20 protein-coding genes are annotated in these 26,566 nt (G+C 65.2%); 14 read left to right on the plus strand and 6 right to left on the minus strand.

What is annotated here, in order from left to right; genetic code table 11:
• The first annotated feature begins 56 nt into the window (after nucleotides 1-56).
• Nucleotides 57-308 (plus strand): hypothetical protein, encoded by a 252-nt coding sequence (locus tag ACFVYC_RS13290; RefSeq protein WP_387550592.1) that lies wholly within the window; start codon nucleotides 57-59, stop codon nucleotides 306-308.
• A gap of 15 nt (nucleotides 309-323) precedes the next feature.
• Here the strand turns inward: ACFVYC_RS13290 and ACFVYC_RS13295 are convergent, their stop codons facing one another.
• The 5 genes from ACFVYC_RS13295 to ACFVYC_RS13315 all read right to left on the minus strand — a co-directional run bounded on the left by ACFVYC_RS13295 (nucleotide 324) and on the right by ACFVYC_RS13315 (nucleotide 9,962).
• On the minus strand, nucleotides 324-1,034 hold the full coding sequence (locus ACFVYC_RS13295; protein ID WP_387550595.1) for a BTAD domain-containing putative transcriptional regulator: 711 nt from the start codon (nucleotides 1,032-1,034) through the stop codon (nucleotides 324-326).
• 178 nt (nucleotides 1,035-1,212) lie between these two features.
• Nucleotides 1,213-2,100 (minus strand): helix-turn-helix domain-containing protein, encoded by an 888-nt coding sequence (locus ACFVYC_RS13300; protein ID WP_387550598.1) that lies wholly within the window; start codon nucleotides 2,098-2,100, stop codon nucleotides 1,213-1,215.
• A gap of 67 nt (nucleotides 2,101-2,167) precedes the next feature.
• Nucleotides 2,168-5,887: a beta-galactosidase gene (locus tag ACFVYC_RS13305; RefSeq protein ID WP_387550601.1), complete on the minus strand. Its 3,720-nt coding sequence runs from the start codon at nucleotides 5,885-5,887 to the stop codon at nucleotides 2,168-2,170.
• Entirely contained in the window at nucleotides 5,884-9,198 is a 3,315-nt protein-coding gene (locus tag ACFVYC_RS13310) for a DUF5107 domain-containing protein (protein ID WP_387550603.1), read from the minus strand. The genes ACFVYC_RS13305 and ACFVYC_RS13310 overlap by 4 nt, the downstream gene beginning before the upstream one ends.
• Before the next feature lie 128 nt (nucleotides 9,199-9,326).
• The gene (locus ACFVYC_RS13315; RefSeq protein WP_387550605.1) at nucleotides 9,327-9,962 is read right to left on the minus strand and encodes a dihydrofolate reductase family protein; all 636 of its coding nucleotides are present in this window, start codon (nucleotides 9,960-9,962) and stop codon (nucleotides 9,327-9,329) included.
• A gap of 153 nt (nucleotides 9,963-10,115) precedes the next feature.
• Here ACFVYC_RS13315 and ACFVYC_RS13320 point away from each other — a divergent pair, with 153 nt between their 5' ends.
• The 7 genes from ACFVYC_RS13320 to ACFVYC_RS13350 all read left to right on the plus strand — a co-directional run bounded on the left by ACFVYC_RS13320 (nucleotide 10,116) and on the right by ACFVYC_RS13350 (nucleotide 18,021).
• A complete protein-coding gene (locus ACFVYC_RS13320) occupies nucleotides 10,116-10,517 on the plus strand; it encodes a RidA family protein (protein ID WP_387550608.1) in 402 nt (133 codons plus the stop codon).
• 3 nt (nucleotides 10,518-10,520) lie between these two features.
• Nucleotides 10,521-11,117, plus strand: a complete 597-nt coding sequence (locus ACFVYC_RS13325) for a dihydrofolate reductase family protein (RefSeq protein ID WP_387550611.1) — start codon at nucleotides 10,521-10,523, stop codon at nucleotides 11,115-11,117.
• Between the two features lie 195 nt (nucleotides 11,118-11,312).
• Entirely contained in the window at nucleotides 11,313-12,806 is a 1,494-nt protein-coding gene (locus ACFVYC_RS13330) for an FAD-binding oxidoreductase (RefSeq protein WP_387550614.1), read from the plus strand.
• A gap of 135 nt (nucleotides 12,807-12,941) precedes the next feature.
• Nucleotides 12,942-14,933: a glycogen debranching N-terminal domain-containing protein gene (locus ACFVYC_RS13335; protein ID WP_387550617.1), complete on the plus strand. Its 1,992-nt coding sequence runs from the start codon at nucleotides 12,942-12,944 to the stop codon at nucleotides 14,931-14,933.
• A complete protein-coding gene (locus ACFVYC_RS13340; protein WP_387550620.1) occupies nucleotides 14,933-16,174 on the plus strand; it encodes a cation:proton antiporter in 1,242 nt (413 codons plus the stop codon). The genes ACFVYC_RS13335 and ACFVYC_RS13340 overlap by 1 nt, the downstream gene beginning before the upstream one ends.
• 164 nt (nucleotides 16,175-16,338) lie before the next feature.
• Nucleotides 16,339-17,772 carry a flotillin family protein gene (locus tag ACFVYC_RS13345; protein ID WP_387550623.1) on the plus strand — a complete coding sequence of 478 codons (1,434 nt, stop codon included), beginning with the start codon at nucleotides 16,339-16,341 and terminating at the stop codon, nucleotides 17,770-17,772.
• 9 nt (nucleotides 17,773-17,781) lie between these two features.
• Nucleotides 17,782-18,021: a hypothetical protein gene (locus tag ACFVYC_RS13350; protein WP_387550626.1), complete on the plus strand. Its 240-nt coding sequence runs from the start codon at nucleotides 17,782-17,784 to the stop codon at nucleotides 18,019-18,021.
• Between the two features lie 348 nt (nucleotides 18,022-18,369).
• Here ACFVYC_RS13350 and ACFVYC_RS13355 read toward each other — a convergent pair whose 3' ends face one another.
• Nucleotides 18,370-19,140, minus strand: coding sequence for an HNH endonuclease family protein (locus tag ACFVYC_RS13355; protein WP_387550629.1), 771 nt, complete (start codon nucleotides 19,138-19,140; stop codon nucleotides 18,370-18,372).
• A gap of 182 nt (nucleotides 19,141-19,322) precedes the next feature.
• On the opposite strand from ACFVYC_RS13355, the gene ACFVYC_RS13360 reads away from it, so the two are divergent.
• The 6 genes from ACFVYC_RS13360 (at nucleotide 19,323) to ACFVYC_RS13385 (ending at nucleotide 26,561) form a co-directional block, all read left to right on the plus strand.
• Nucleotides 19,323-20,366: a LacI family DNA-binding transcriptional regulator gene (locus ACFVYC_RS13360; RefSeq protein ID WP_387550632.1), complete on the plus strand. Its 1,044-nt coding sequence runs from the start codon at nucleotides 19,323-19,325 to the stop codon at nucleotides 20,364-20,366.
• Nucleotides 20,363-21,337: an ABC transporter permease gene (locus tag ACFVYC_RS13365; protein WP_387550634.1), complete on the plus strand. Its 975-nt coding sequence runs from the start codon at nucleotides 20,363-20,365 to the stop codon at nucleotides 21,335-21,337. The genes ACFVYC_RS13360 and ACFVYC_RS13365 overlap by 4 nt, the downstream gene beginning before the upstream one ends.
• Nucleotides 21,338-21,344: 7 nt before the next feature.
• Nucleotides 21,345-22,304: a carbohydrate ABC transporter permease gene (locus ACFVYC_RS13370; protein WP_387550637.1), complete on the plus strand. Its 960-nt coding sequence runs from the start codon at nucleotides 21,345-21,347 to the stop codon at nucleotides 22,302-22,304.
• A 74-nt stretch (nucleotides 22,305-22,378) separates the two neighbouring features.
• The gene (locus tag ACFVYC_RS13375; RefSeq protein WP_387550640.1) at nucleotides 22,379-23,986 is read left to right on the plus strand and encodes an ABC transporter substrate-binding protein; all 1,608 of its coding nucleotides are present in this window, start codon (nucleotides 22,379-22,381) and stop codon (nucleotides 23,984-23,986) included.
• A 108-nt stretch (nucleotides 23,987-24,094) separates the two neighbouring features.
• The gene (locus tag ACFVYC_RS13380; protein WP_387550642.1) at nucleotides 24,095-25,600 is read left to right on the plus strand and encodes a glycoside hydrolase family 32 protein; all 1,506 of its coding nucleotides are present in this window, start codon (nucleotides 24,095-24,097) and stop codon (nucleotides 25,598-25,600) included.
• A 28-nt stretch (nucleotides 25,601-25,628) separates the two neighbouring features.
• Entirely contained in the window at nucleotides 25,629-26,561 is a 933-nt protein-coding gene (locus ACFVYC_RS13385; protein WP_387550645.1) for a carbohydrate kinase, read from the plus strand.
• The last annotated feature ends 5 nt before the right edge of the window (nucleotides 26,562-26,566 follow it).

Genomic DNA, 26,566 nt, shown 5'->3' on the forward strand with positions numbered 1-26,566 from the left:
GTCCCGCAGGATCGATGCAGGTCGGGTAGCCGCGAATGGGAGTAAGGTGAAATGCCATGACAAAGGAAGGTCCTCCGTCAGGAGCCTCCACGGAAGACGAGCCGGACCCTGCGGGTCCTTCGTTGGGCACCCTGGTTATCCGCACATGGAACGAGCCGGACCAGACGCCGCCATTTCGCGCACGGGTAACCTACAGCCATTCAGCGTCCGCTGAGCCCAAAACCGTTTACACGGCCGATCCGCTCGAAGTGGTGGGCCTGGTACGGCAATGGCTCACCTCCCAGTCCGAGGGTCCGCTAGAGCACTAGTAAGTCCCGCGAGCACTAGTAATGCCGCAGTTCATTGGGGCCCGGCTGTGACGGTATGTCCGCTACGAGGCGTTTAAGAGCCTCCGACGGCATAAGTCCCATGTCCGCGGCCAGCTGGGCTTTGTATCTATTGAATGCGCGGAGGGCCGCAGCGATGTTGCCCTGCCGGAGTTCCGCCTCTATGAACAGTCCAACAGCGCTTTCATACAGCGGCTCGAGGACCAGAGCGGCCCCCCCGGCCTCCACGGCGGACTCGTAATCGGAGCGGGCCAAGGAACCCCGGGCAATGATGTGACAAGCATGGAGCCGGTCCTGCGTCAACCGGCTTTGTTCAAAGAGCACCCAATCCTCATACCAGCCCGGAAGCAGCTCGGCATCCCGCAGTTGCTCGAGGAGGGCGGAGGCGTTTCCGTTGAGCCCGCCACGGCACAGCTCCTGGATTTGCACCCGAAGCCGGCGCAGGTCCACGTCCACCATTTCATTGAGCGCGAGGACAGTCCCGGCATTGACCAGCAGGCCGGGCACCTGCCGCGACGTGAGATGCACGGCAACCCGCAGACTTTCGAGGGCCCTGGGCTCTGTACACTCCGGCCACAGCAGGCCGGCAAGGAAGCTCCGGGGACGGGGACCGTGGATAGCCAGCGCAGTAATGAGCCGTTGTTGCCGTGTGGCGACGTGCAGGACCTCGGTGTCCTGGCGAAGTTGCCACGATTGCAGCAGCCTCAACTGAAAACCACAGCCGTCATTGCCCATGGGTACCCCCGAACTCCAGCCTTGGGCTGGAACAGATGCAACAACCACTTTCCGCAGTCCGCGGCGGGCTGTCAATGATCCGCGCCATCTGACGCAGCGCGGCCGTAACACTGCAGTAACGGCAGGCAGCCAGCGTCCCCGTTAAGCCCCGTCAGCCCTTCCGTTCCGCCCTGTACGTCCTGGGGCTGACGCCGTGGAGCCGCCGGAACTGGCGGGAGAAGTAGAACTGGTCATTCAGCCCGACTCCACGCCCCACCTCCGCGATCGACAAACCAGTTGTATCGAGGAGGAGCCGCGCCCGGGCCATCTTCAGGGCAGTGTGGTGGGCCAGTACTCCCCCGCCGGTAGCCTCCCGGAACAGCTTGCTCAGCTGCGACGATGACACGCCCACTACCTTGGCCAGCTCGGGCAGCCGAATGGCACCGTCCACCCTGTCCTCCAGGAATTTCATCGCCTGCTGCAGCGGGGTCCCCTGCTCCGGAAGGCGGCGGTCCACAGCCAGCGTGGCCAGCAGTTTCCACGCCATCCCTGCCGTAGCCACCAGGCGGGCAGGTGACTGGTCCTGTTCCAAGGCCGTGATGATCTCATCCAGCATGGCCGTCAGCCGGTCCACGGCCACCAGCGGAATGACCGGCCGGTCCGGCCGGACTCCCGATTCTCCGATGAGTTCGGCAGCGTCGGCACCCCGGACGTGGCACCACCAGATCGTCCATGGGTCGTCCTGGGAGGCACCGTACGCATGTGCCTCCCCTGTGCCGCCGGGAATGACGACGGCGGTGGCCTTGCCGACGTCGTGCCGGGAACCGGCGGTTTCCACCCACCCCGCCCCCGCGACGCAGATCATCACGATGGTTTCCTGTGCGCCCTGCGGGCGGTACCGCCCGTGCGCCTCCGCAACCGGAAAGACTCCGGCGTCGGTGACCACAAGGCGCCGGGTGACCGGACGGGTGAGGGCTTCCCGGACCAGCGGCCGCGGAACCACCACGAGCCGCTGGTTCTGGAACCCCGTTGCGCGCTCCACGCCCGCTCCCTCCGTCACGAAACGTCCATACTATGCCGGAAGGGGGCGTTGGGCCGGTATGGCCGGGCCTAGCCGTAGGGACCGGTTAGGCGGGCACCTCCTGCCAGGCCGTCCAGTAAAGCAGCTCCACTTTGTCCAGGGCAGCCAGGTCGCCGTTGACGTCGTCACGCCGGTGCTGGGCCTCGAGCGGCACTCCCACCTTCGCATCCTTCGGGAGGGGAAAGATCTGGAGCAGGACCTCGGAGCCGGGGCGGACGCCGGCGTCCTGCGCGTCAATGACCCAGGGCGAACCGTCCCAAAAGCGGTCAGCAACCACTGTGCCGTCCACGAGCAGGCGGGCGACGTCTCCGGCCCAGGTGACTTCCAACTCGGTGCGCCCCTCCCCCGCCGGGGATGCCGCCGTAGGCAGGTCAAGCCGGTAAACTGCCGCCAGCTCCTCAATGGCCCGCTCGGAGGGGGCGGCGGCCCGCCCGGCCAAGGAGCCGAAGGAGGCCGGGACCGGCCCCGCGGCACGGATCATTCCGGCAGGCAGGGTCAGGCGTGTCCGAACAAGCGGCACGGTTGCACCCTGAACGTCGTCGAAGCGGGCAGTCCCAACGGAGTACCGCCGAACGGATGGCGGGCCGGGAGACCTCCCGGTCAGGAGCCCATCCGCGCCGACCCAGAGCGGGTCAGCTGAGAGGACCAGCCCGCGTCCCCGCAGAGTGTCCAGGACCCATGCCTGGTCAGCCAGTCCGGACGGTAGGACGAGGATTTTGAGGGAGCCCTCCGGGGACTTCGCGGTAAGGGTGACCGGTCCTGCGGCATCCAGGGCGTAGACGTTGTTACCCAGCGCAGAAGCAGGCCCCTCAAGCGTGGTTCCCTCCGCCAGGCACAACTGCGGCGCGATTCCGGCCTCGGCGGCAAGGACCAGTGTGGGTGCCGCGTCCGGGCCCAGGAGGGTCAGCGGCGACGCCGTTGCCCAGCGCAGGCGCACTCCCGCGATCTCGAGGTTCACGGGCCAGGCGGCGATTGTCCCGGAAGGGATGGCGACGGGCTTGGCGGGGAACGTCACGGCGTCATCGGCCAGGGACAGGCTGAACTGCGCTCCGGCGTGGTCCGGAAGCGGGATGTGGGGCTGGTGCCAGGTGATAAACACAAACGCGGATTGACCATCGGAACGCAGCGCCCAGCGGAGCGTCTCCGAGTCCTCAACGCCGGCCGGCATCCGGTCCGGGAGCGTGGACGGCATGGGGGCGAGGCGTTCACCGAACCCGGCGAGGAACGCGTGCTGCCTGCGGAGCTGTCCGAAGCAGGGAGCCAATCTCCCGGAGGAGCCGATCGGGGCGTGGAAGTCGTAGTCGAACACCGGAAGATCGTTGGGGTAGCCCGTTGCCTGGGATTCCTGCAGGCCGCCGGGAGGATTGCTTCCTCCGGCGAACATGTAGTAGCCCTGCCACCCGGAGCCGCTGCCGATCTTGCTGTTGGCCACCGCGGCCACATCCTTGCCCTTGGGCCACGGCCGGCGCTGGTAGGCCGCGGCCATCCCGCCGGTCAGTTCACAGGTGGCCGGCGGGTAAAGGGCTGACGGCGAGCGCGGCGGTGCTGCGCCGCTGCCCGAGAAATGTTCGCGGAGGTCGGCGCCGATGCCAGGGTCGTCCCAGTCGTGGCTGAAGAAGTAATGCTGGCGGAACGTCGGATCCCAGGGGGCGTCCGCGTCCACCCAGAAGCCGTCACCATAACCGCCGAAGACCGGAAGGACGTCGCGCTCCGGGATGTCGGCGCCGCCCCAGGCAGTCGCAGTCCAGATGGGGGCGCTCAGCCCTGCGGCCCGGGCGAGTTTCTTCAGCTCGGTGATGTGTCCGGGCTGGTCGTAGAGTTCGTTCTCCAGCTGGATGCCGATGACGTTGCTGTCCGGACCGGTCAGCCTCCACAGTTCGGTGCCAAGGCGGGTGAACCAGCGCTGCACCAGGGCCAGGTAGGCGGGGTCGTTGGTGCGGTGTTCGACGGCGGCCGCCTGCACCCAGTCCGGGAAGCCGCCGTTGCGGACCTCGCCGTGGGCCCACGGCCCGATGCGCAGGACCACATCCAGGCCCACGGAAGCGCACAGCCGGACGAAGGCAGCAACGTCCAGGTTGCCATCGAACCGCGCTTCGCCTTCGGCCTGTTCGTGGTGGATCCAGAAGACGTAGCAGGCCACCACCGTAATACCGCCAGCCTTCATCAGCCGCAGCCGCTCTTCCCAGCGGCTTCGGGGCAGCCTGCTGAAGTGGATTTCGCCGGACACAGGCACGGCCGGCCGGCCCGCGCATTCGATGTAGTGGCTGGTCAGCCGCCATCTGTTGTGGGGCTCCTCGGTGTTGCTCATGGGTGGGAGCTGGAGGGCCTCTTCGCGGGGCCGGTGGGTGGCCTTCAGGAGTTCAACGCTGCCGGCTGGTTCGCGGGTGCCCTGTTCGAGGGTGCTGTCTTCGAGGGTGGCGGGGTCAAAGCGCATGGGTGGATTCTTTGAGCTGGCCGGGGCGGTGAGGATGAGGCTGTTCATGCGGCGTTGCCACGCTTCATTGGCCCACATCGGGTGGTGCGGGGCGGCATTGGAGCACAGGACCATGCCCCAGATCCCGTGGTCCAGCGCAGTGCGGATGCCGCGTTCGGCCAGGTCCCGCCCCACGGGCCCTTCCTCGAACGTGCCGTCAAGCGGGGTGTAGCCGATCCATCCCTCGCCCACTACCGTGGGGACCTTCTTCCACCGTGCCCACGCCGCGATGGCGATGACGCGCGACTCGATCTCCCGCTGCATCACCTCCCGGTACTTGCCGTATTCGTTGTGAAGCCAGGCGTCCCAGGCGTCCGCGTCTATCCAGTCGTAGCCGTAGAACATCTGGTCCGTGACCACAGTGGCCCGGTACTTCCAGCCGGCCAGCCGTCCATACTCCTCGACCGACGGGGCGTCAGGCCGCAGCAGGGCACGCAGCGCAGGGTTGGGAAACCCGGAGGTTCCTTCGGAGCGGATGTCGATTTGCTGCTGCAGCGCGTCCAGCACACCGTAGCTGTAGACGTGGAACTGGGCTGCACCGAGGCCATCGGCCAGAGTGTGCATCGCCAGGTGTGGAGGTTTGCCGTAGCTGGCTGTAACGAGAAGGTCCGGATGAAGGCTCCGGAGCCGATGCAGCTGCCCGCTGCCGCCGTCGGCCAGCGCGGGCAGGATGGAGAAGTCCACCTCATTATGCAGTTCCACCATGGCGATGCTGTCACGGTGCCCGGCTGCGGTGAGCGCGTTGATAAGCCGGTCCCAGGCGTCGGCCAGGACACGGTACCTGTCGTTGAGCGGAACGGCGTCGATGGCCTCAAACCATCGCGGGGTGCCGGCGAAGACCGTTGACTGCTGGTACTCCCAGCTGGCCAGGATGAGCACGAGCCCGTGCCGGGCGGCAGCGTCGAACAGTTCCAGGAGCCGCTGCTGCAGGTTCAGGCGGTAGCCCCCGGGAGCGTCGTACCAGCGCGTTCCCCTGCCGTAGATTCCCCCATCCGGCGCCTTTCCGAGTCCTTCAATTTCAAGGTCACTGGCCAGGTCCTCCAGCCCCAGACCGGCGAAGAGGAGCAGTGGGGCGGCGCAGATCCGGATGGTGTTGTAGCCGAGCTCTGCCGCTTTGGCGCAGGCAGCATCCAGATCGGCGTACGGGCCGCCGTCCTCGGCACGGGTGTACCAGGAGAAGTCCCAGAGGGTGATGGCCAGGCGGGGTGGAAGGTGCGACGGCGGTGCTCCTGTCAGGGAGGCGGTTCCACTATCGATCGTCCCGGATCCGAGGTACCTCGGTTTGTCTGTCACAGGTTTGCGCTTTCTTTCTGGTTCGTTCTGTTTGGCAGGGTGCGGCCGTCAGCGGCCAAGGCGCGCAAGCACTTCGCCGTTTCGCTCCTCGCTGCGGCCGTATCTGTCTCGAACAGCAGCAACTCGGGCAGGGACGTGGCGAAGTAGTCGGGAGCTGCGGGCGCGGCTGCCAGCTCGTCCGCGCGGGCCTCAAGACTTTGCCAGACACGATCAGCTTCTGGTTGCCTGCCGAGCCGGGTATGGGCGACACCCCTCCAGTAATCAGCGGGGCTGGTGGGACTGGGGTCCACCGCGAGCGGATGGCCCTCCTGGCAGGCGGAGTTCCAGGCACCGGCTGCCCCTTCGGTATCCCCCGCCGTCTCCAGCGCGTCGCCCAGCGCGACCAGGCGTTCGGCCATGCTGTCCGCCGGGTGCCGCCCCTCGCCCAGGTTCGCGGGAGGTTCGACGCCGGCGCGCAGCAGGGTGACTGCCGCCGTCGGATCCTGCTCCATGAGTTGGCGGGCGCGCTCAACGGCCGCCCGGTCGTAGGCTGCGAGCGCCAGCCCCTCACCGCCTTCGAAGGGCTGGAAGGTGCGGGTGGACATGATGGCCAGGGCCTCCACTACCCGCCCGGCGTCGATGAGCAGGTTGACGTAGAGCAGCGCCAGGTCATCCCGGTCCGGAACGGAACGGTTGTGGCGTTCAATGGCGGCGATGCGGTCTTTGACGGACACCCCCCGGAGGCCGGACAGGACGGACCGTTCAAAGACGAGCCGGGCGTCATCCGGGCTCAGTTCCAGGGCATGCCGGAAGTACCGGTCTGCGGCAGCGGTATCGCCGCCGGTGTTGACGGCGGCGACGGCCGCGTTCCGCCACACCACCGGGTCCGCCGAACCGAGCACCATGGACTTTTCGAGGTGGGCAAGGGCGTCGGTGGTGCGGCCTGCGTCCAGCAGCCAACACCCCAGCAGCCCGTGCGCCACTTTGTCCCTGGGGTCAGCCTCGAGGGCCCGGTGCAACGCGTCGTAGTCGTCGAGGCCGTACGGGAAGGCATAGGCGGTGTCGCTGCGCCTGGCCTCGGTCCGTTCTGCCGAAGCAGCCTCCGGGTCCAGCAGTTCGTCCAGCCAGCCGGCGCGGAGGTAGTGGCGCAAAGGCTCCGGGTTGCCGAACACCCTGTTGCTGTTCACGGGCGTGGCCTTCTCGGTGAGGTCCAGCGCGGGCTGCCACTGGCCGGCCCGGGCCAGCCAGCAGGCCACCGTCAGGATGGTCTTCGGGTCCGCGGCGTTCAGGGAGCCGGCCAGGGCGAGTGCCACCGGGTCCAGCGGATCAGACGCGAGGATGTCCTGCAGCAGCCGGGTGCTTTCGTCACTGCGTCCCAGCTTACTCAAAGCCAGGAACAGCAGATGCTTCGCTTCGGGGCTGGCCGGGTCCTGCCGCAGTGCAGTTTCGGCCTGCCGGCGTGCTTCCTTCGGTTCTCCCGACCGGAGGGCCAGCCGCGCCAGTGCGAGGTGTGATGGCTGCGCCCACGCCTTGTCCCATGCGGCTTTCCCGAACCGGTCCCGGGCTTCTTCAAGTTTCCCCATACGCTCCAGGACCAGGCCGAGCCGGTAGCCGGCCTCCCCGCTGGGGGGATTGAGGTTGCGGCGGGTGAGCCGGGCCAGGGCGTTCTCCAGCAGCTTCCGGGCCTGGCCGTAGTGTCCGGTCCGGTACTTTGCCGCACCCAGTGCGATCGACGCGCGGGAGTCGAGCGGGTCCCGGCGCAGCATCTCTTCGAAGTAGGGCAGCGGTGAGCGGGTGGGGTGCCGGTTCTGCGTCAGGTGGGTTCCGGTGATGAAGAGCTCGTCCTGGCTGTCCATGGTTGACGGTAGCTCCGGCTCGGTGGCGGCCCAGGGCTCCTCAGTGCTTCCTTCGGATCGCCGCGGGGTCCAGGAAATGAGTTCCCGGTCCCCGTCCAGGACCTGCAGGGTGAGCTCGGCTTCCTCTGCAGGCGCTGCGAGCTCTACGGTCCCTGTGAACGAATGGGCGGGTGAGATGCGGGCCGTCCATGACTGGACTACTGCGCTCCCGAGTTTGAGTACCACCCTGGCGTCCCCGTGGTCCTCCGTACTGGAGACACCGACGGTGACATTGCGCGCTGTCCCATCCAGTTGCAGTGAGACGGCCGCGTCGAGGTTCGCCTGGTGTGCCGGGCCCATCGTGCGGATGGGGTACCAGAACTCGCTGAACGTCCGCGTCTCACCGGGAGCCAGGTAGCTGAAGTCAGGCTGGTTGTCCGTGAAGACGCCGGACATCAGCTCGACGTAAGGGCCGTCGTCGTCCGTCAAATGCGCATCCCACGCCTTGCCCACAGGTCCAGTCCCCCACGTCCACTGCTTCTTCCCCGGGGAAATGCTGTGGTCCGCCCAATGGACGAATCCGGCACCAGCCTGGTGGTCGTAGCCGCCGAAGAAGCTGTCCCGGGTGTCCGTGACCATGTAGGAGGTGGGGAACGGGATGTTGGCGCAGTAGTCGACGCGGTCCGCATCCTGTGGGCCGCCCTCTCCGGCGAGCGCCGGGTAGTCCACGCCGTAGTACGGCCGGTCAGCCCGGGGGAAGGCGGTCATCGCACGGCGCGCATGGTCCGCCACATAGCGGACATCGGTGGGAAAGAACGACTGGTACTTTCCATGGACGCGGGCCGCAACGTTCGCCCACCACAGGAAAGTCTGCGGTTCATCAGTCCGGTTGTACAGCCGGGCTTCGACCTCGATCAGGGAGCTGCCGGGGCGAAGACGGACACCATGCGTTCCCCGCATCCGCTGCAGCGGGTCCAGGTCGCTGTGCCACACGGTGACCTCGCCGCCGTCGGCCCGCTCCACGGAGGTTTCGACGGGAAGGAAAGTGGCCGGACGGTGGTGCTGGGGCCAGTTGAACTCCACCCCGCCCGAGACCCACGGCCCGGCAAGCCCCACCAAGCCGGGCTTGATGACGTTGTTCCGGTAGAAGAAGTCGTACCCGGCGGTTTTGTCGTAGCCGATGTGGATGCGTCCGCCGATCTCCGGAAGCAGCATCAGGCGGACGTACTCGTTCTCCAGGTGGATGGCCTGCCAAAGGCGGGGTTCCTTGGACGCCGCGATGCTGTCGATGAACGGCATGGGGTACACCTTGCCGCTGGAGCCCTGGTAAACGCGCCGGTCCAAGAACAGTGGATACCGGTCCGGTTCCCCCGGTGCGTAGGTGTCAATCGAGACCGGCTCGGTCCAGCAGGCAACTCCGCCTGCTTCGAGGACGGCCTGCTGGTCGGGCGGCGCGTCGGGCAATACTATGTGGCTCTTGTTTTCGTGGGCATCCATCACGGATGCAAGCCTAGGGACTTCCTCCGCCTGTTCCCATGGCATAAGCGCGCTGGAATATGGACGATCGTCTACAGGCTGTCCTGTCCCTCGGGGGTGAGCCTGTCCACACCAGCGTTCTCTTCGACTCAATCCCGACGACTGCCCGGCGGTTCGTCCAGCACTGTGGGGACGTACTCAAGCAACTGGAGCCGGCCGTCAAAGGTCCTGCTGTCCACCATTTCCAGTGCGACGGCCGGATAGCCGTCGTAGATCCGTTCCCGCCCGGTGCTGCCCGTGATTACCGGGAAGACCACCAGACGGAACCTGTCCACCAGCCCGGCGGCCAGCAATGACCGGCAAAGGCTGAGGCTGCCGAGGGTGCTGAAGGGCGTTGTCCCGGTCCGCTTCATCTCCCTCACGGCCTCCACGGCGTCTCCGGTCACGAGCTCCGAGTTGGGCCACGTCAGCGGAGCCTCCAGGGTGGAGGAAAACACCATCTTGGGGACTGCCGCCAAGCCGGTCAGACTCGCCCCTTCTTCCTCGGAAAATCCCGATCCTTCGGCCGCGGCCGCGCCGGACATGCCCGACATCAGCCGGTAGGTGTTCGCCCCCAGCAGGAAGGTGTACCGCTTCTTGCCCTCCTGCTCGAGCCAGGCCAGGTACTCCGGCCCCTCCAGACCCCACCAGCCCGGCCATCCCTCGGCCGAGGCATACCCGTCCAGGGAAATGATGAGGTCAATCATCAGCTCAGCGGATGAGCCGCCCGACGTTGCTTCGCCCATAACCGACTCCTTCGAAGGCTGGTGCCGGCCATGCTATCCCTGCGGCGATCAGGCCTTCAAGGGCCGCTGATGGATGGGGACAGTGACGCCGTCATGGTTTCCGCCTGCAGACGGCATCTACCGGCCAGGTCCCGCGGATGAGAACATACGGGCATGCCTCGCATACAACGCATCCGCCCCGAAGGGCTCGTCGTTAGCCCGGCCTTCAGTCACGTCGCCATCGTCCCGCCGGGCGCCACCACCATCTACGTCGGCGGGCAGAACGCCGTCGACCACAACGGACTAATTGTCGGAGAGGGTGATGTGGCCGCGCAGTCCGCCCGCGCCCTTGCTAACGCCAAGACCGCCCTCGCTGCTGCAGGCGCAACCGTCGCCGACGTCGTTCAGTGGACGGTGCTCTTCGTTGACGGCGTCGACCCCGCAGCGGCCTACGGGGCGATTGCGCCGGAACTCGCCTCCGATGAACCTGCCCTGGTGACCGGAGCCCGGGTGGCAGCGCTGGGTGTTCCCGGCGCCCTGGTCGAAATCAGCGCTGTTGCGGCCGTGTTTGGCTGAGCCATGAACAACGTCACCTGTGATCTCACCATTTCCCTCGACGGATTCCTCGCCGGTCCGAATCAAAGCCATTCCAACCCCTTGGGCGAAGGCGGGGAGGACCTGCACCGGTGGCAGTTTGAAGAGCCCGAGGCCAATGCCGCGGCGTTGAAGGGGATCCTCTCCGCGGGTGCCTACATCATGGGCCGCAATATGTTCGCCGGCCCGGGGCCGGGGCCTTGGGATGAGGATTGGCGCGGCTGGTGGGGCGAAGAACCGCCGTACCATGCTCCTGTTTTTGTTCTCACCCACCATCCGCGCCCTCCCGTGGAGATGCTGGGCGGTACCACGTTCCACTTCGTGAACGACGGCATTCAGTCGGCACTGGCACAGGCGCAGGAGGCCGCGGCCGGCAAGGACGTAGCGATAGCCGGCGGCGCCGAGACGGCCCGGCAGTACCTTTCGGCCGGGCTGATCGACGAGTTGCGGCTCCACACCGCTCCCCTCGTCCTCGGCGGTGGCGAGCGCCTCCTGGACGGCGCCGGAAGCATCAGGCTTGAGCCGATCGAAGTGAGCGGCACCAGCCTGGTGACCCACGTACGCTACCGGATCATCAAGTAGCCAGCCCGCAGAACTCCGCCCTTGCACGGCTCCCACTCCACACGCCTGTAAGAAGAGGGGCAGATAAGGGGGCCTTCGACTCTTGACCCCTAGCGGGCCCAGGCGTAAACCAAAGGTGTCATAGCGCTGGCCCTCGCTGGGCCCCGTATGGAGCCGGCTGCCCTCTGGTCTCGGAGAAAAGAATCTGGAGTTGTCATGGGTAGCGATCGTTTCGCCGTGCTCCGCGAACAGGTCCGCGGGCAGGTCATCGAAGAAGGAGACGCCGGCTACGAGGCGGCACGCCGCGTGTACAACGGCATGGTTGACCGGCACCCCGCAGCGGTTTTGCAGGTCTCCCAGGTCGCCGACGTCATGGCCGGGATCCGCTTTGCCCGCGGCCTGGGCATAGATGTTGCCGTGCGCGGCGGCGGGCACAGCGCACCCGGCTTTGGAACGGTCGACGGCGGCCTGGTCCTCGACTTCTCGGCACGCCGCGGAATCCGCGTCGACCCCGCTGCGAGGACGGCACGTGTCGAACCCGGCGCCACGTGGGCTGATTACAACCACGCGACCCACGCGTTCGGCCTCGCAAGTCCGGGCGGCATCATCGGCTCAACGGGCGTCTCCGGCCTCACCTTGGGCGGCGGTATCGGTTATCTAAACCGGAAGTACGGGCTCGCCTGCGACAACCTTGTCTCGGCGGATGTTGTCCTCGCGGACGGTACCTTTGTCACGGCGAGCGAAGCAGAGAACGCTGACCTTTTCTGGGCACTTCGTGGTGGCAGCGGCAACTTCGGTGCAGTGACATCCCTCGAATTCCGCCTACACCCGGTGGACATGGTCCATATTGGGCTCATCTTCTTCGACGCGGCCCTTGGGGCCCAGGCTGGTGCGGCATACCGCGAATGGATTGCCTCCGAACCTGAGGAAATGGGCGCCTTCCTCGGATTCCACCAAGGCCCACCGGTTCCTTTCCTGCCGGAGGAATGGCATGGACGCCCCGTTGCAGTCATCGCGGGCATGTGGACGGGCGACCCCGAGGCTGGTCCGGTGCATTGGCAGCACATGCTGGACGCCGCTCCGGTGCTGGGGAGTTTCTTTGCGCCGATGCCCTACCCCGCGCTCAACATCATGTTCGATGGACTCAACGGCGTCCCCGGGCTGCAGGGCTACTGGAAGGCGGATTTCCTCCGGTCCCTCAGCGACGATGCGCTCCGCGTCGCCGTCGAACATTCTCCCGGAATTCCCAGCGTCCATTCCGCCAACCACTTTTATCCCGTGGACGGGGCTGTGCAGCGCGTTGCCCCGGAAGCAACGGCCTTCGCCTACCGAAATGTGAATTTCGCGCCCGTCATTGCCGGACAGTGGCCGGAACCTTCAGACAACGACAAGAACATCGCGTGGGTCCGGGAGTACTGGGCCGCGCTTCACGAGTATTCCGAACCTGGCGGCTACCTCAACTTCCAGGACTCCGACGACCAGTCGCGGATCGAGGCAACACTGGGATCGAACTATCCACGGCTTGCTGAACTGAAGGCGAAGTACGATCCCGACAACTTCTTCCACATCAACCAGAACATCATCCCGGCCACACCGGTTGCCGGCGTCCCCTCACAAGCCCGCACGGCACAAAGGACTCCAGCCGAAGCACAGCCATCTGAAGCAGCGCTTTCGGAAAGCAATCCGCCGGAAACTGCTTCGAACGCTTGAACGGCACCGCACCTGCGCCGTCGAAAAGAGCCCTAGTGGCGGCGGGCAAGCAGGCGTAGCGTCGGTCTGAGAAAACCGTGCCGGCACCCGGATGACGTACACGGCGCGCTGAGTGGTTCCGTGGAGGAGGCCGCGATGGCTGGGTGGAATGCTGATACGGCGGCCGGGCCGTTGGGGGCCGGAGCGGTCACCCTGGTCGAGGGTTCGTCCTTCTGCATCTCCCTGCCCAACGGAGACATCCACCCCGATCTTCCGCATGGTCTTTTTGTGCAGGACGCCCGGATCCTCTCGGGCTGGAGCCTGACCGTCAATGGCCAGGCCCTCGAGCCACTGGCGTCGGAGACGAAAGAGCCGTACCGGGCACTGTTTGTGGGCCGGGTTCCCCGGGCCGACGGGTACGCGGACAGCCCGCTGATCGTTGAGCGGCTGCGGGAAGTGGGATCCGGCATCCAGGAGCAGGTCACCGTGCGCAACTATTCCGTGCAGCCGGCGGAATGCGTCATCGCCGTAAAAGTCGAGGCGGATTTCGCGGACCTGTTCGAGGTGAAGGAGGCACGGATCCGGCGGCGCTGGGAGGAAAACCGCCAGGCCGACGGCGGTGCGCTCACCATCCGGGCCGGCTTTCAGGAGGTCCGGAAGTCCATGGTTATCCAGGCTATCCCGGTGCTGCAGATGGGCAACCGGTCCATCGAACGCACCCTGCGCAGGAGCTACGACGACCTGGGCGCCCTGCGGATCGAGGACCCCGCGCATCCCGAGCGGGTGGTGGTGGCCGCCGGCGCACCGTGGTTCATGACCCTGTTCGGCAGGGATTCGTTGTGGGCTTCGGTGATGGCGATGCCGGTGGACCCGTCCCTGGCCTTGGGCACCCTGCAGACTTTGGCGGACCGCCAAGGAAGCATCGTTGACCTGATCACCGAGGAGGAACCCGGAAAGATTCTTCACGAGGTCCGGCTCGACGTTTCGAGCGGCCAGTCCCTGGGCGGCAAGTCCAACTACTACGGCAGCGTCGACGCCACGCCCCTGTTCCTCATGGTGCTCGGAGCCGTCAGCCGCTGGGGATTTGCGGCGGACACCATGGCAGCTTTGCTCCCCCATGCTGACCGCGCCCTGGACTGGATCGTCAATTACGGCGACAAGGACGGCGACGGCTTCGTCGAGTACCAGCGCCTCAATGACCAAGGGCTGATCAACCAGGGCTGGAAGGACTCCTGGGACGGGATCAACTTCGCCGACGGCACCCTCGCCGAGCCGCCCATCGCGCTCTGCGAGGTCCAGGCCTACGTCTACGTCGCCTACCTGTCGCGGGCATGGCTGGCGTACGACGCCGGTGACACGGCTTTCGGGGACGAGCTCACCGATCGAGCGGCGCGGCTTAAGAAGCAGTTCAACGAGCAGTTTTGGATCCCTGAGCGCGGGTACTACGCCATCGCGCTCGACGGCAGGAAGCGCCAGGTGGACGCCTGTGCTTCCAACATGGGGCACTGCCTGCTGCAGGGGCTTATTGACGAAGACAAAGCCGCGCCGGTAGCCGAGCGGCTGATGTCCCCGGAGATGTTCAGCGGCTGGGGCGTGCGTACCCTCGCCAGCGACATGGGCGCCTACAATCCTGCCAGCTACCACAACGGATCCGTCTGGCCCCATGACAACGCCCTTGTGGCGGCCGGGCTCCTCCGCTACGGCTTCGTGGCGGAGGCGCAAAGAATCGCTACCGGCATGATGGAGGCCGCCGAGTACTCCGACGGCCGTCTGCCGGAACTGTTCTGCGGATTCAGCAGGGACCAGCTCGCCGTCCCCGTCCCCTACCCCACTGCGTGCTCGCCGCAGGCCTGGGCAGCCACCGCGCCCATCCAGCTCGTGACGAGCCTGATGCGGTACGACCCCGTGGTTTCCGCCGGCAGGCTGTGGATGGATCCGGCGCTTCCGGAGTCCTTTGGGGGCCTGCACATCACCAACGCCCCGCTGGGCGGCGGCCGCATCACCATCGACATCGCCAATTCCGTCCCGTCCGTCCACGGCCTGCCGGACGGTATGGAGTTCCTCCAGGGACACCGCCCGTGGATGTCCGAATTGGTGGCCCAGGCCGACCACCGCCGGACGGACGCGCAACGCCAGGGGGACCGCTGATGGAGGGCTTGTCCGCATCCTTGGTTCTGATCGCGTTGCTGGCTGTTGCAGCGCCGCTTGTGGTCCGCCTCTTCGATCGCGTGGTCAAGGTGCCGATCGTGGTGTTCGAGATTGTCCTCGGAATCCTTCTCGGACCCAGCCTCCTGGGATGGATACAATCCACCCAGTTCACCGATACGTTGGCAGATTTCGGCCTGGCCATGCTCTTCTTTGTGGCCGGGAACGAGATTGATTTCGCGGCCATCCGCGGCCGGCCCGTAAACCGCGCAGCCGGCGGCTGGGTCATTTCGCTGGCGGCCGGCATTGGCGCCGGCTTTGTCCTGGCCCCAGGCCCGGAGGCTGCCGTGATCGTAGGCATCGCCTTGTGTTCCACCGCCCTGGGAACGCTGCTGCCGATCCTCCGCGACGCCGGCGAGTCGAAGTCCCCCATCGGAGTCGCGGTTGCGGCCTTGGGTGCGGCCGGGGAGTTTGGTCCCCTTGTTGCGATCTCGCTGTTCTTCAGTGGCCGGGAACTGGGACCGGCAACAGCGGTCCTCCTCGGGTTTGTCCTGCTGACCGGCCTGGCGATCTATCTTGCCTCCCGGGCACGGCACGCTCTGCTCCATTCGCAGGTCACCAGGACCCTGCATACCAGCGGCCAGTTCGCCGTCCGGTCCATCATGCTGATCCTGAGTGTGCTCGTTGTCCTGAGTATGGTGCTGGGCCTGGACATGCTGCTGGGTGCATTCGCGGCAGGAGTCCTGTGGAAAGTTGTCATCGCGCGGGCTCCCGAACACGACCGGCACGTCATCGACATGAAGATCGATGCGATTGCGTTTGGTTTCCTGGTGCCGATCTTCTTTATCGATACCGGCATCGACTTCGACCTGCGCGCGCTGACCTCCAGCCCTGAGACTCTTGTGCTGGTCCCCTTGTTCCTGCTGCTCCTGCTCGTCATCCGGGGCCTGCCAGCGTTGCTCGCGGCTCCGCCAAAGTCCGCGGCAGGCGACAAACGCGCCATCGTCCTCTTTGCGGCAACAGGCTTGCCGATAGTCGTGGCGGTGACGGGCATCGGCCGCGATGAGGGGCTTATCACCAGCGGAATCGCGTCGGCGCTGGTGGGGGCAGGAATGCTCTCGGTACTCCTGTTTCCCCTGCTGGCACTTCGGCAACGTCAACGGCCACCCGTGACTCCACGCACCACGGGGAGATCGGTCCGCCGCAAGGACCGGGCCGACGTCCCGGACGAGGCAGCGAACTAAACCTCTGCAGCCCGCTGCCGAGCCCGACGACGGAAGCCAGGCGCCGCCGTCGTAAGCCCAATTCCGTTGCTGCGGGCAAATATCCCCACGCTATGGACTCTGGGGCGGCGCCCAACCAGACTGGCTACAACGTGCCTGATCCACATTCTTGAAAGGACCTGGTAATGCCGGACTTCTCAGCATTCTTTCCCCTTATTGCCACAATTCTGGGTGTACTTTTTGCCGTCGCTTTTATTTGGGTGGCAACGAAACTGATGTGGAAGGTGGCTGAACCCAACGAAGCCCTCATTATCTCCGGGCTGACCCGTGGGACCCTCGAAACCCGGTCCGGAATGGATTTCAAGATCGTCACGGGAAAGGGTGCGCTGGTCCTTCCCGGCCTGCAAACGGTGCGGCCCCTCTCGCTCACGCTGAACGAAACTGAGCTCAAAGTCTCCTGTGTTACATCCCAGGGCATCCAGGTGATTGTGGAGGGCGTGGTCATTTACAAGATTGGCGATGCGCCGCCTTTTATCGCCAATGCGGCGCGGCGCTTCCTGGGCCAGCAGCCCAAGATGGAAAGCCAGGTGTACAACGTCTTTGAGGGGCACCTGCGATCCATTATCGGCAGCATGACGGTGGAGGAGATCATCCGGGAACGGGACAAACTCGCTTCGCAGGTCCGCAGTGCCAGCGGCGTGGAGATGGAAAAACTGGGGCTCGTGGTGGATTCGCTGCAAATCAAGGACCTGCAGGATCCCACGGGATACATCGAGAACATCGCAAAGCCGCATATCGCCCAGGTGAAGATGGAGGCCCGCATCGCCGAGGCCACGCGCAACCGCGAAGCGGCGGAGAAGGAAGCGGAAGCGGCGGCCCTGATCGCGGACGCGCAGAGCGTTTCAGCCATCCGGCAGTCGGTGGCGCAGGCGAACGCCGAGCGTGCCAAAGCCAATGCCGCCCAGGCTGGACCGCTGGCAGACGCCACGGCGCGGCAGCAGGTGGTGGTCCAGGAAACCGAAGTCGCCAAGCTGGAGGCTGACCGGGAGGAGCAGAAGCTGCAGACCATCGTCCGGAAACCGGCGGACGCGAAAGCCTACGCCACACGTACCGAGGCGGAAGGCAAAAAGGCGGCCGATATCAGCGCAGCCGAAGCACTGGCACGCAGAACCGAACTTGAAGCCCAGGCCAATGCCCGCCGGACGGAACTGCAGGCCCAGGCGAATGCCACAGCAGCGGCCGCCACTGCGGGGGCCACCAAAGTTACCGGCGAAGCCGAAGCCGCGGCGACCAGGGCCAAGGGTGATGCTGCCGCTTCCGCCATCAAGGCCAAGGCACTGGCCGAGGCAGAAGGCATCAAGGCGCGGGCCGAAGCCCTGGGGGCCAACCAGGACGCCGTGATTTCGCAGCAGCTCGCCGAGAACATGCCTGCCATCATCGCCGCGGCCGCCGAACCGTTCTCCCACGTGGGACAGATGACAGTCCTGAACGGCGGCGAAGGCGTCAACAAAATGCTCGGCGGGATCCTCGCACAGGCAGGTGATTACCTTCCCGCCCTCGCAAGTGCGCTCAAGAATGGCAAGGGCGGCAAGCAGGCTCCCCCGGCTCCCGGCGCCTAGGAACACCGGATGCACAGGAAGGTTGACCGGAGCCTGACAGGAAAGATCGGGCGGGTGACCGGACGCATCGGGCCCGGCACCATCGGCGAAATTATGCTGCCCTATCTCGGCGGCACCATGGCCTTCCACGCCCATCCGTTCGACAAGGCGAGCGGCTTCGCAGTTGGTGATGAAGTGCTGGTGATTTACTTCGAGCCGCCCCAAACGGTTTATGTGGACGAACTTCCGGACGTGTTGAGGCATGGTTGACACCCAAATGCACATTGCTGGAGACGGGACTCTACCCAGGACCGCAAAGGGGCCCCGCCGGCGCTTCTACCGGCTGCTGGCGGCGCGCACTGGGCTTGTGCGTGGCCCTGACCCCGGCTCGCCCCAAGGAAGTCCGCAACCTGGCCGGCGGCGCCGCCGTCGGCATCCAGTCAGGCTATTCCACGGCGGAGACGCCGGTGGCCCGAACGCCTGTGGCGGACCGTCCGATCGGCGGTTATGACAGGTGGTGGAACTCGACCCCTGTTTCCGGCAAAGCGGACAGCTTCCCAGCGGGAGCGGCTCGATCGGCTCCCCGTCATGAATGTTCGATCGTCCCCCGGTGACCCACTACCGACGCATAGTGCTGCAGGCCTCGAGGACGCTGCCTAGCGCGTCGTGCTCGGCCTGGGTGACCCAGAGGCTGTATTTGGCCTTGACGGCGGTCTGGCGGGCGACGTACTCGCATCGGAACGCCCGGTTCGGCGGCAGCCAGGTAGCGGCGTCCTTGTCGCCTTTGGCGCTGTTGGTGGGACCGTCAGCTGCCAAGAGGTTCAGCGGGTCATTGGCGAGTTGCCTGCGCTGGTCGACGCTGAGCTGCTGTGCGCCCTTCTGCCAGGCGTCGCTGAGCGGAACCACGTGGTCTATCTGGACGTCGGAGCTGGTGTCCTGGCCGCGGGTGAAGCTGATAGTCGTGCCGGTGTACTTGTCCGCCAGGGTTCCGGTGGCGACCACGCAGTTGTTGGTGCCGGGCTTGAACGTTTCGTTGGTCAGGTCCCGGGCGAGGATGTCATTCCGGGTGTCGCAGCCGTTGCGGTCAACGTCGGCCCAGGCTGGCCCAAACTCTTCACGGGCATAACCAGTCTTTGGTGCCCGTCCCTTCACCGGGATGCCCGCCAGTTGGACAAGGGCGCTGGCCGCGTGGGCGGCAGAAGCCGGGCCTGCCGGGGCCGGCGCATCGGCAGCGATGCCCGAGTCAGGCTCGATGATCTCAAGGGCGTTGGCTGCGGCGTCACAACCGACCAGAGAGCCGGCCAGAAGCAGGGAGGCGAAAGCGGTCAGGGTCTGGGCGGTGGAGCGGATAATCTTAGCGGTCCTTCTGTTTGCAGCGGGCCGTTCCACGCTAACTTCCATGACCGCCTGTTGCAGGCAGGCGTGTTCATGGTGCCCGTCACACGCCGCGGCTATCTGCCCTGCCGCGGGTCCCGGCCGGGTTACCTGTTGACGCTCCGTGTGACGCCCGCTACAGTTGGTCGAGTTATACGAATAACCTACAGGATTACCAAAGGCCCGAGGAGGTGTCCATGGCTGGAACACGGCCAAAGTCAGGACCGACCATGCACGACGTCGCCGCTGCCGCGGGCGTCTCGCAGGCCACCGTATCCCTGGTGCTGAATTCAGCTTCCGGGTCACGGTTCTCGGAGGAAACGCGCAATAAGGTCCGGGACGCCGTGAACCGGCTGGGATACCGCACCAACGCCCATGCCAAGACACTTCGCGAAGGCGTCGCCGGCATGATCGGGTTCATCGGCGATACCGTTGCCACCACTCCTTTTGCCGGCGCCATCATCGAAGGCGCGCAGCAGCGGGCCTGGGAAGACGGGCTCCTCCTCCTCACCGTCAACACCGGCGGCGACAAAGAACTTGAAGCCGCCTCCCTGGACACCATGCTCTCCTACAAGGTTGCAGGAGTGGTTTACGCCGGCATGTACCACCGCCGGCTGGATGTCCCGGAGGCCCTGACGGGCGTCAGGTCGGTAGTACTTAACTCCCAGGACCGCTCCGGCCGCGTGCCCAGTGTGGCACCCGACGAAGTGAAAGGCGGCTACACAGCCACCCGGAGGCTGCTCGAGGCGGGACACCGGCGGATAGCCCTCATCAACATCGAGACCCTCGAAAGTGAGCTGCCAGCCGCCGTCGGACGCTATGAGGGACACCGGAAGGCCCTCGAAGAAGCAGGACTGGAACTGGATCCGGAACTGGTCCGCTTTGGTACCGGCGGTGAGGAAGACGGCTACAAGTACGCGATGGAACTGATGGCCTCCGGCAACCCGCCCACGGCAATTTTCTGCGCCAACGACCGCGGCGCCTGGGGTGCCTACCAGGCCGTCTCGGACCTTCGGCTTTCGATTCCCGAGGACGTATCCATCGTGGGCTTCGACAACCAGGCCACCCTGGCGCCGTTCCTCCGGCCGGGCCTCACCACCTTTGAATTGCCGTTCGTCGCCATGGGCCGGCGCGCGGTTGAACTGATCCTCCAGGACGCGGAACCCGATGGCCGGGTCGAGCTCATGGACTGCCCTTTGATCGAACGGAACTCAGTGACCCATCCCAAGGAGATGCCATGAGCCGCACCATCCCGGCCCGACGCGGGCGTCCAGCTGCGGCATCGATGCCGCAGCGGAAAAATTCTCTTTCGCTCCGCCTGAAGAGAATTTCCCGTGCCTGGCAGTTATACGTATTACTAGCGCCGGCCGTCATGTACATCCTGGTCTTCAAATACTGGCCGATGTACGGCGTGCAGATTGCGTTCAAGAACTACAACCCGGTGGACGGGTTTACGGACAGCCCCTGGGTGGGCCTGACCCACTTCATCAGGTTCGTGAACTCCTACCAGTTCGGGCAGGTGCTGGGCAACACGCTGTGGATCGCGGTGCTTGGCCTGCTGGTGGCCTTCCCCATCCCGATCATCCTTGCATTGCTGGTTAACCAGCTGCAGAGCGAGAAGTTCAAGAAGTTCACCCAGACGGTGCTTTACTCCCCCGCGTTCATTTCCACCGTTGTGGTGGTGGGCATCATGTTCGTCCTCCTCTCCCCACGGTCGGGGCTGGTGAACAACGCCATCCAGCTGGCGGGCGGGGAGCCGGTCTTCTTTATGGGCTCCCCGGAGTGGTTCCGCCCCGTCTACGTGATCTCGGATGTGTGGCAGAACGCCGGCTTCTCGATGATCGTGTACCTGGCGGCGCTGGCAGCCATTGATCCGGCGCTGCATGACGCGGCAAAGGTGGACGGCGCATCAAAGCTCCAGCGCATCCGGCATATAGACCTGCCCGGCATCATGCCGGTGGTGACCATCCTGTTCATCCTGGCCATCGGCAACCTGCTCAACGTCGGTTTTGAGAAGGCGCTGCTGATGCAGACGCCGCTGAATATCTCATCCTCGGAGATCATCCAGACATACGTCTACCACGCCGGCCTGCAGCAGGCGCAGTTCAGCTACTCGGCCGCCATCGGCCTGTTCAATTCCCTCCTCAACCTGGTGCTGTTGCTCGTCTTCAACACGATCGCACGCCGGGCCAACCAAGCGACCCTGTGGTGATGCCGATATGTCCCTGACAACCAACCCCCGCACTGCCAACACCGCCAAACCGGCTGCCTACCAGGTCCGTCCCCGGCGAACGCTGCGGGACAGGTACGGTGACCGCGCCTTCAGCATCGCCGCCACCGCCGTCCTCCTGCTCTCCATCCTCGCCGTGGTGTACCCGCTGTACTTCATCGTCATCGCCTCCATCAGCGACCCGAACGCTGTCTACGAAGGTAAGGTTTGGCTCCTTCCCTCGGGCATCACCACCGAAGGGTACGAGCGGATCTTCGCCGACAGCAGGATCTGGAACGGCCTGGGCAACACCCTTGTCTACACGGTCCTCGGCACCGCCGTCAGCGTCAGCACCATCCTCTGCGGCGCCTACGCCCTGTCCCGCAAGGACATGCCGGGCCGCAAAATCCTGATGCTCCTCTTCGTCATCACCATGTTCTTCGACGGCGGCCTCATCACCAAGTACCTCGTGGTCCGCGACCTCGGCATGCTCGACACCGTCTGGGCAGTCGTCCTGCCCGGTGCTGTGGGCGTGTGGAACCTGATCATCGCCAGGTCTTTCTTCGAGCACACCATCCCCAACGAACTGCGTGAAGCTGCCCAGATGGACGGGGCAACCGACTTCAAGTTCTTTTTCAAAATGGTCCTGCCCCTGTCCAAGCCACTGATCATGCTCATGATCATGATCCACGTCGTGGCGCACTGGAACTCGTTCTTCGACGCGCTGATCTTCCTGAACGACGACACCAAATACCCGCTGCAGCTCGTCCTGCGCAACATCCTCATCCAGTCAGACGTCTCATCCACCGGAACCACCGGCGGAGACATCGAATCCTATGCCGCAGCGCAGCGGATCGCAGAGCTCACCAAGTACGCCATGATCGTCGTCTCGAGCCTGCCCCTCATGATTGCCCTGCCATTCATGCAGAAGCACTTCACCAAGGGCGCCATGATCGGCGCCGTGAAATAGCCCCACCGCAGTACCATCACCCGGGCAACCGCCCCGGGCGATCAGCACACCCACACCCCAGAATAGGAATGACCATGGCATTCAGCCGCAAATACGCCGCCCTCGGCGCAGTCCTGGCCGGAACATTGACGTTCACCGCCTGCTCCGGCGGCGGCTCAGGCACCACGGAGATCAAAGACGCCTCCGCCGACTTCGGGTTCCAGGAAACAGGCTTCCCCATTGTCAGCCAGCAGCTTGACCTGACCTTCTCCGGCACCAAGGCAGCGCTGGCTCCGGACTACAACACCATGACCGTTGTGCAGGAATGGGAAAAAGCCACCAACATCCACATCAACTGGGAAAACCTTCCCGATCCGGTCTTCCAGGAGAAAAAGAACCTGATCCTGGCCAGCGGCGACCTGCCGGACGCGTTCTTCAACACCGGCCTGACCGACGGCGAAATCGCCACCTACTCCGCCAGCGGCACCCTCATTCCCCTCGAAGGCCTGATCGGGAAGAATGCCCCCAACCTCTCCAAACTTCTCTCCGAGCGGCCAGACATCAAGGCAGCCATCACCTCCTCGGACGGGCACATCTACTCGCTGCCCTCCGTCGAAGAACTCGGCCTGGTCCAGTTCCCCCACGAACTGGCCATCAACACTTCCTGGCTGAAGAAGCTCAACATCCCGATGCCGAAGACCATTGACGAATTCCATGACGCGTTGCTGGCCTTCAAAACCGAGGACGCCTCCGGGACCGGTAAAACCATCCCGCTGAGCTTCATGCCGGGGTCCTGGTGTGGTGACATTGTTGATCTCATTGCCGCTTTGGGCGGGGTCCCTGACAACGCAGACCACCGCATCGTCCAGGATGACAAAGTCATCTTCACCGCCACCCAGGATGGCTACAAAAAGGCCATCCAGACCCTGCACGAGTGGTACCAGGAAGGCCTGATCGACCCCGAGTCCTTCTCCCAGGACGACAAAGCCTACCTGGCGAAGGGCAAGGCCGCACAGGAAAACCTCGGCTCCTTCGTCTGGTGGGAGATCCCCGAAATGGTTGGCGCGGACCGCGCCGGCAACTACTCTTTGGTCCCCGTGCTGGAAGGTGTGGACGGCAAGCGGATCGCCAGCCAGTCCAACAACCAGGAGATCGCCCGCGGCGCCTTCGCCATCACCCGGAACAACAAATACCAGGCCGCCACCATCCGCTGGGCAGACAACCTCTACGACCCCATCCAGTCCGCCCAGGCCAACTGGGGACCCATCGGTGAGACCCTGCAGAAGGATGCCGGCGGTTTGCTGACCCAGATTCCCGCAGCAGACGGAACCAGCGAAGGCGAACGCCGCCAAAAGGTCGCCCCGGGCGGCCCGAAGGCCAACACCGCGGAGAACTTCAAGACCGTCGTCGCCCCGGAGCCCCGCGCAGCGGAGCGGCAGAAAACCGTCACCGAACTTTACAAGCCCTTCGCCGGCAACGAGGGCTACCCCCCGGTCGCCCTCTCCAATGAAGAACTCCAGCAGATCAGCACCATCCAGACCGACGTGACGTCCCTGGTGGAGCAGAACATCGCCAAGTGGATTGTCTCCGGCGGGATCGAGCAGGAATGGGACGGCTACGTCTCCCAGCTCAGGAACGTCGGCGTCGACAAAATGGTCGAGGTCTACCAGCAGGCCTACGACCGCTACAAAAAGAACTCCTAACCACCGGAAACGGGGGCCGGAGCTACCCGCACCGGCCCCCACCTCTGCCTGCGGTATTCCCACCGGCCGCAACTGCCCAACCCTGCCAAGAGAAGAGACCTCACCTTCATGACTGCCGCGACCGCCACGACAGCCGACACTTTCCGCCCGGTCCTGCACTACGCAGCCCGGAACACCTGGCTCAATGACCCCAACGGCCTGATATTCCATGACGGCGTCTACCACCTGTACTACCAGAACAACCCCTTGGGGAACGTCTGGGGCAACATGTCCTGGGGCCACGCCACCTCCACCGACCTGCTGACCTGGACCGAACACCCCGTCGCCATCGCCTGCGACGAGAACGAGGACATCTTCTCCGGCAGCATCGTCTTCGACCGAGACAACACCAGCGGCTTCGGCACCGACTCCGTGGCCCCCCTCGTGGCCATCTACACCAGCGCTTTCAAACCCGGCTCCGCGCATGAGGGCATCCAGGCCCAGTCCCTGGCCTACAGCCTGGACGGCGGCTACACCTGGACCAAACACAGCGGCAATCCCGTCCTGACCCGGAGCTCAGCGGAGTTCCGGGACCCCAAAGTCATAAAATACGACGGCGGCGGGGGCAGCTACTGGGTAATGGTCGCCGTCGAAGCCCAAGACTTCCAGGTGGTGCTCTACAAGTCCGACGACCTGAAGAACTGGGAACTGTTGAGCACCTTCGGCCCGGCGAACGGCACCGGCGGCGTCTGGGAATGCCCGGATCTCTTCCCGCTGCCTGTCGACGGCGACCCCGGGAACCTCAGGTGGGTCCTCACCGTCAACCTCAACCCCGGCGGACCCAACAACGGCTCCGCCGGCCAATATTTCATCGGCGACTTCGACGGAACCACCTTCACCTCGGCCAGCACTGTCACCGAAGGCCTCCAGGACCCTGACCGGCTGGCCGACTACCAGTGGCTGGACTGGGGCCGGGACTACTACGCCGCCGTCTCCTTCAGCGACGCCCCGGCCAGCCGCCGCCTCATGATCGCCTGGATGAACAACTGGGAATACGCCAACCACATCCCCACCGCACCGTGGCGCAGCCCCATGAGCCTTGCCCGCGAACTATCCCTCCAGACCATCGACGGAAACCTGCACCTGGTCCAACAGCCCGCGGGCGACTGGGCGTCGCTGGCAAGCCAGGAGTCATTCTGCCTCGCGGGCACCACCATTGACGGCGCCGTGCAGACGCTCGCCGGCGCTGCCGGCACGGTCCAGCGCATCGACGTCACCTTCACCGCCGGAAGCGCCGAGGAATTCGGCCTCATCCTGCGCGGCGACGGCCAAAAAGGTACCCGTGCAGGTATCCGCCCCGGCGACGACACACTGTTCGTGGACCGCCGGGAATCAGGGCAGACGGACTTTCACGAATCCTTCGCCTCCATCGACACCGCACCCATCCGGCCCATTGCGGGGTCTTACCGCCTCACCATCTTCGTGGACCGATGCTCGGTGGAAGTCTTCGCCCAGGACGGCCAGGTCACCATCACCGAACTGATCTTCCCGGCAGAGACCAGCACCGAACTCTCCGTCTACGCCACCGGCGGCACAGCAACCATCAACAATTTTCAGGTCACGCAGTTCGCCTAGGGCCGCACCCACGCCAGGAAGAACAGACATGCACAACAACGGCAAGCCGAACCCTCCGCGGCAGGTACTGGACGTCGTCGTGATCGGGGAGGCACTCACCGACGTCGTCACCACGCCCGAGGGCACCAATGAGCACCCCGGCGGGTCACCGGCCAATGTTGCTTACGGCCTGGCCCGGCTTGGAGTCAGCACCGGGCTGCTCACCGCCGTCGGAGCTGATTGCCGCGGCACCGCGATTGAGGAGCACCTCGCCGGCGCCGGCGTGACGTTCCTGCCCGGCTCCCACCCACAGGAGAAAACCTCGACGGCGACCGCCACCATCGCGGAGGACGGCTCAGCCAACTACGCCTTCGACATCACCTGGGATATTGAAGCGCCGGACCTCGTGCACGCCCCGCCCAAGGTCCTCCACACCGGCTCGATCGCAAGCTTCCTCGCACCCGGCGCCGACAAGGTCAAAGCAACACTCCAGGCACTTCGCGCTGAGTGCACCATCACCTACGACCCCAACATCAGGCCGGCCCTGCTCGGAACCCACGCCGAAGCTGTGCGAACGTTCGAGGATCTGGTCCACCTCACCAACGTCGTCAAGCTCAGCGACGAGGACGCCGAATGGCTCTATCCGCAAAGGAGTGCGGTCGAAGCTGCGTCGCACATCCTAAAACTCGGAGCGGATCTCGCCGTCATCACCAAGGGGTCGCTAGGCTCGCTGCTGGCGACAAGGTCCACCACGCTGAGCACCGCGGCCGCGAAGACTACAGTGGTTGACACCATCGGCGCCGGCGACTCCTACATGTCCGCGCTCATCCTGGGCCTTCTCGCCCGCGGAACAGACGGCTACGCACCTTCTGTCCTTGAACAGCTGGGACGCACGGCCGCGCTGGCTGCCGCGATCACGGTAGGCCGCCGCGGTGCCAATCCCCCGACCAACACCGAACTTGAGGAAGCACACAGACCGTAGTGGTA

This window comes from Pseudarthrobacter sp. NPDC058329 (genome assembly GCF_042879835.1).
Lineage (GTDB): Bacteria > Actinomycetota > Actinomycetes > Actinomycetales > Micrococcaceae > Arthrobacter.

Bases quoted from the DNA above. Each gene is read 5' to 3' on its own strand.
- ACFVYC_RS13335 (WP_387550617.1), top strand. From the start codon at position 12,942: ATGGCTGGGTGGAATGCTGATACGGCGGCCGGGCCGTTGGGGGCCGGA.
- ACFVYC_RS13360 (WP_387550632.1), top strand. From the start codon at position 19,323: ATGGCTGGAACACGGCCAAAGTCAGGACCGACCATGCACGACGTCGCC.
- ACFVYC_RS13340 (WP_387550620.1), top strand. From the start codon at position 14,933: ATGGAGGGCTTGTCCGCATCCTTGGTTCTGATCGCGTTGCTGGCTGTT.
- ACFVYC_RS13330 (WP_387550614.1), top strand. From the start codon at position 11,313: ATGGGTAGCGATCGTTTCGCCGTGCTCCGCGAACAGGTCCGCGGGCAG.
- ACFVYC_RS13325 (WP_387550611.1), top strand. From the start codon at position 10,521: ATGAACAACGTCACCTGTGATCTCACCATTTCCCTCGACGGATTCCTC.
- ACFVYC_RS13385 (WP_387550645.1), top strand. From the start codon at position 25,629: ATGCACAACAACGGCAAGCCGAACCCTCCGCGGCAGGTACTGGACGTC.
- ACFVYC_RS13380 (WP_387550642.1), top strand. From the start codon at position 24,095: ATGACTGCCGCGACCGCCACGACAGCCGACACTTTCCGCCCGGTCCTG.
- ACFVYC_RS13320 (WP_387550608.1), top strand. From the start codon at position 10,116: ATGCCTCGCATACAACGCATCCGCCCCGAAGGGCTCGTCGTTAGCCCG.
- ACFVYC_RS13315 (WP_387550605.1), bottom strand. From the start codon at position 9,962: ATGGGCGAAGCAACGTCGGGCGGCTCATCCGCTGAGCTGATGATTGAC.
- ACFVYC_RS13290 (WP_387550592.1), top strand. From the start codon at position 57: ATGACAAAGGAAGGTCCTCCGTCAGGAGCCTCCACGGAAGACGAGCCG.
- ACFVYC_RS13375 (WP_387550640.1), top strand. From the start codon at position 22,379: ATGGCATTCAGCCGCAAATACGCCGCCCTCGGCGCAGTCCTGGCCGGA.
- ACFVYC_RS13370 (WP_387550637.1), top strand. From the start codon at position 21,345: ATGTCCCTGACAACCAACCCCCGCACTGCCAACACCGCCAAACCGGCT.
- ACFVYC_RS13345 (WP_387550623.1), top strand. From the start codon at position 16,339: ATGCCGGACTTCTCAGCATTCTTTCCCCTTATTGCCACAATTCTGGGT.
- ACFVYC_RS13365 (WP_387550634.1), top strand. From the start codon at position 20,363: ATGAGCCGCACCATCCCGGCCCGACGCGGGCGTCCAGCTGCGGCATCG.
- ACFVYC_RS13350 (WP_387550626.1), top strand. From the start codon at position 17,782: ATGCACAGGAAGGTTGACCGGAGCCTGACAGGAAAGATCGGGCGGGTG.
- ACFVYC_RS13310 (WP_387550603.1), bottom strand. From the start codon at position 9,198: ATGGATGCCCACGAAAACAAGAGCCACATAGTATTGCCCGACGCGCCG.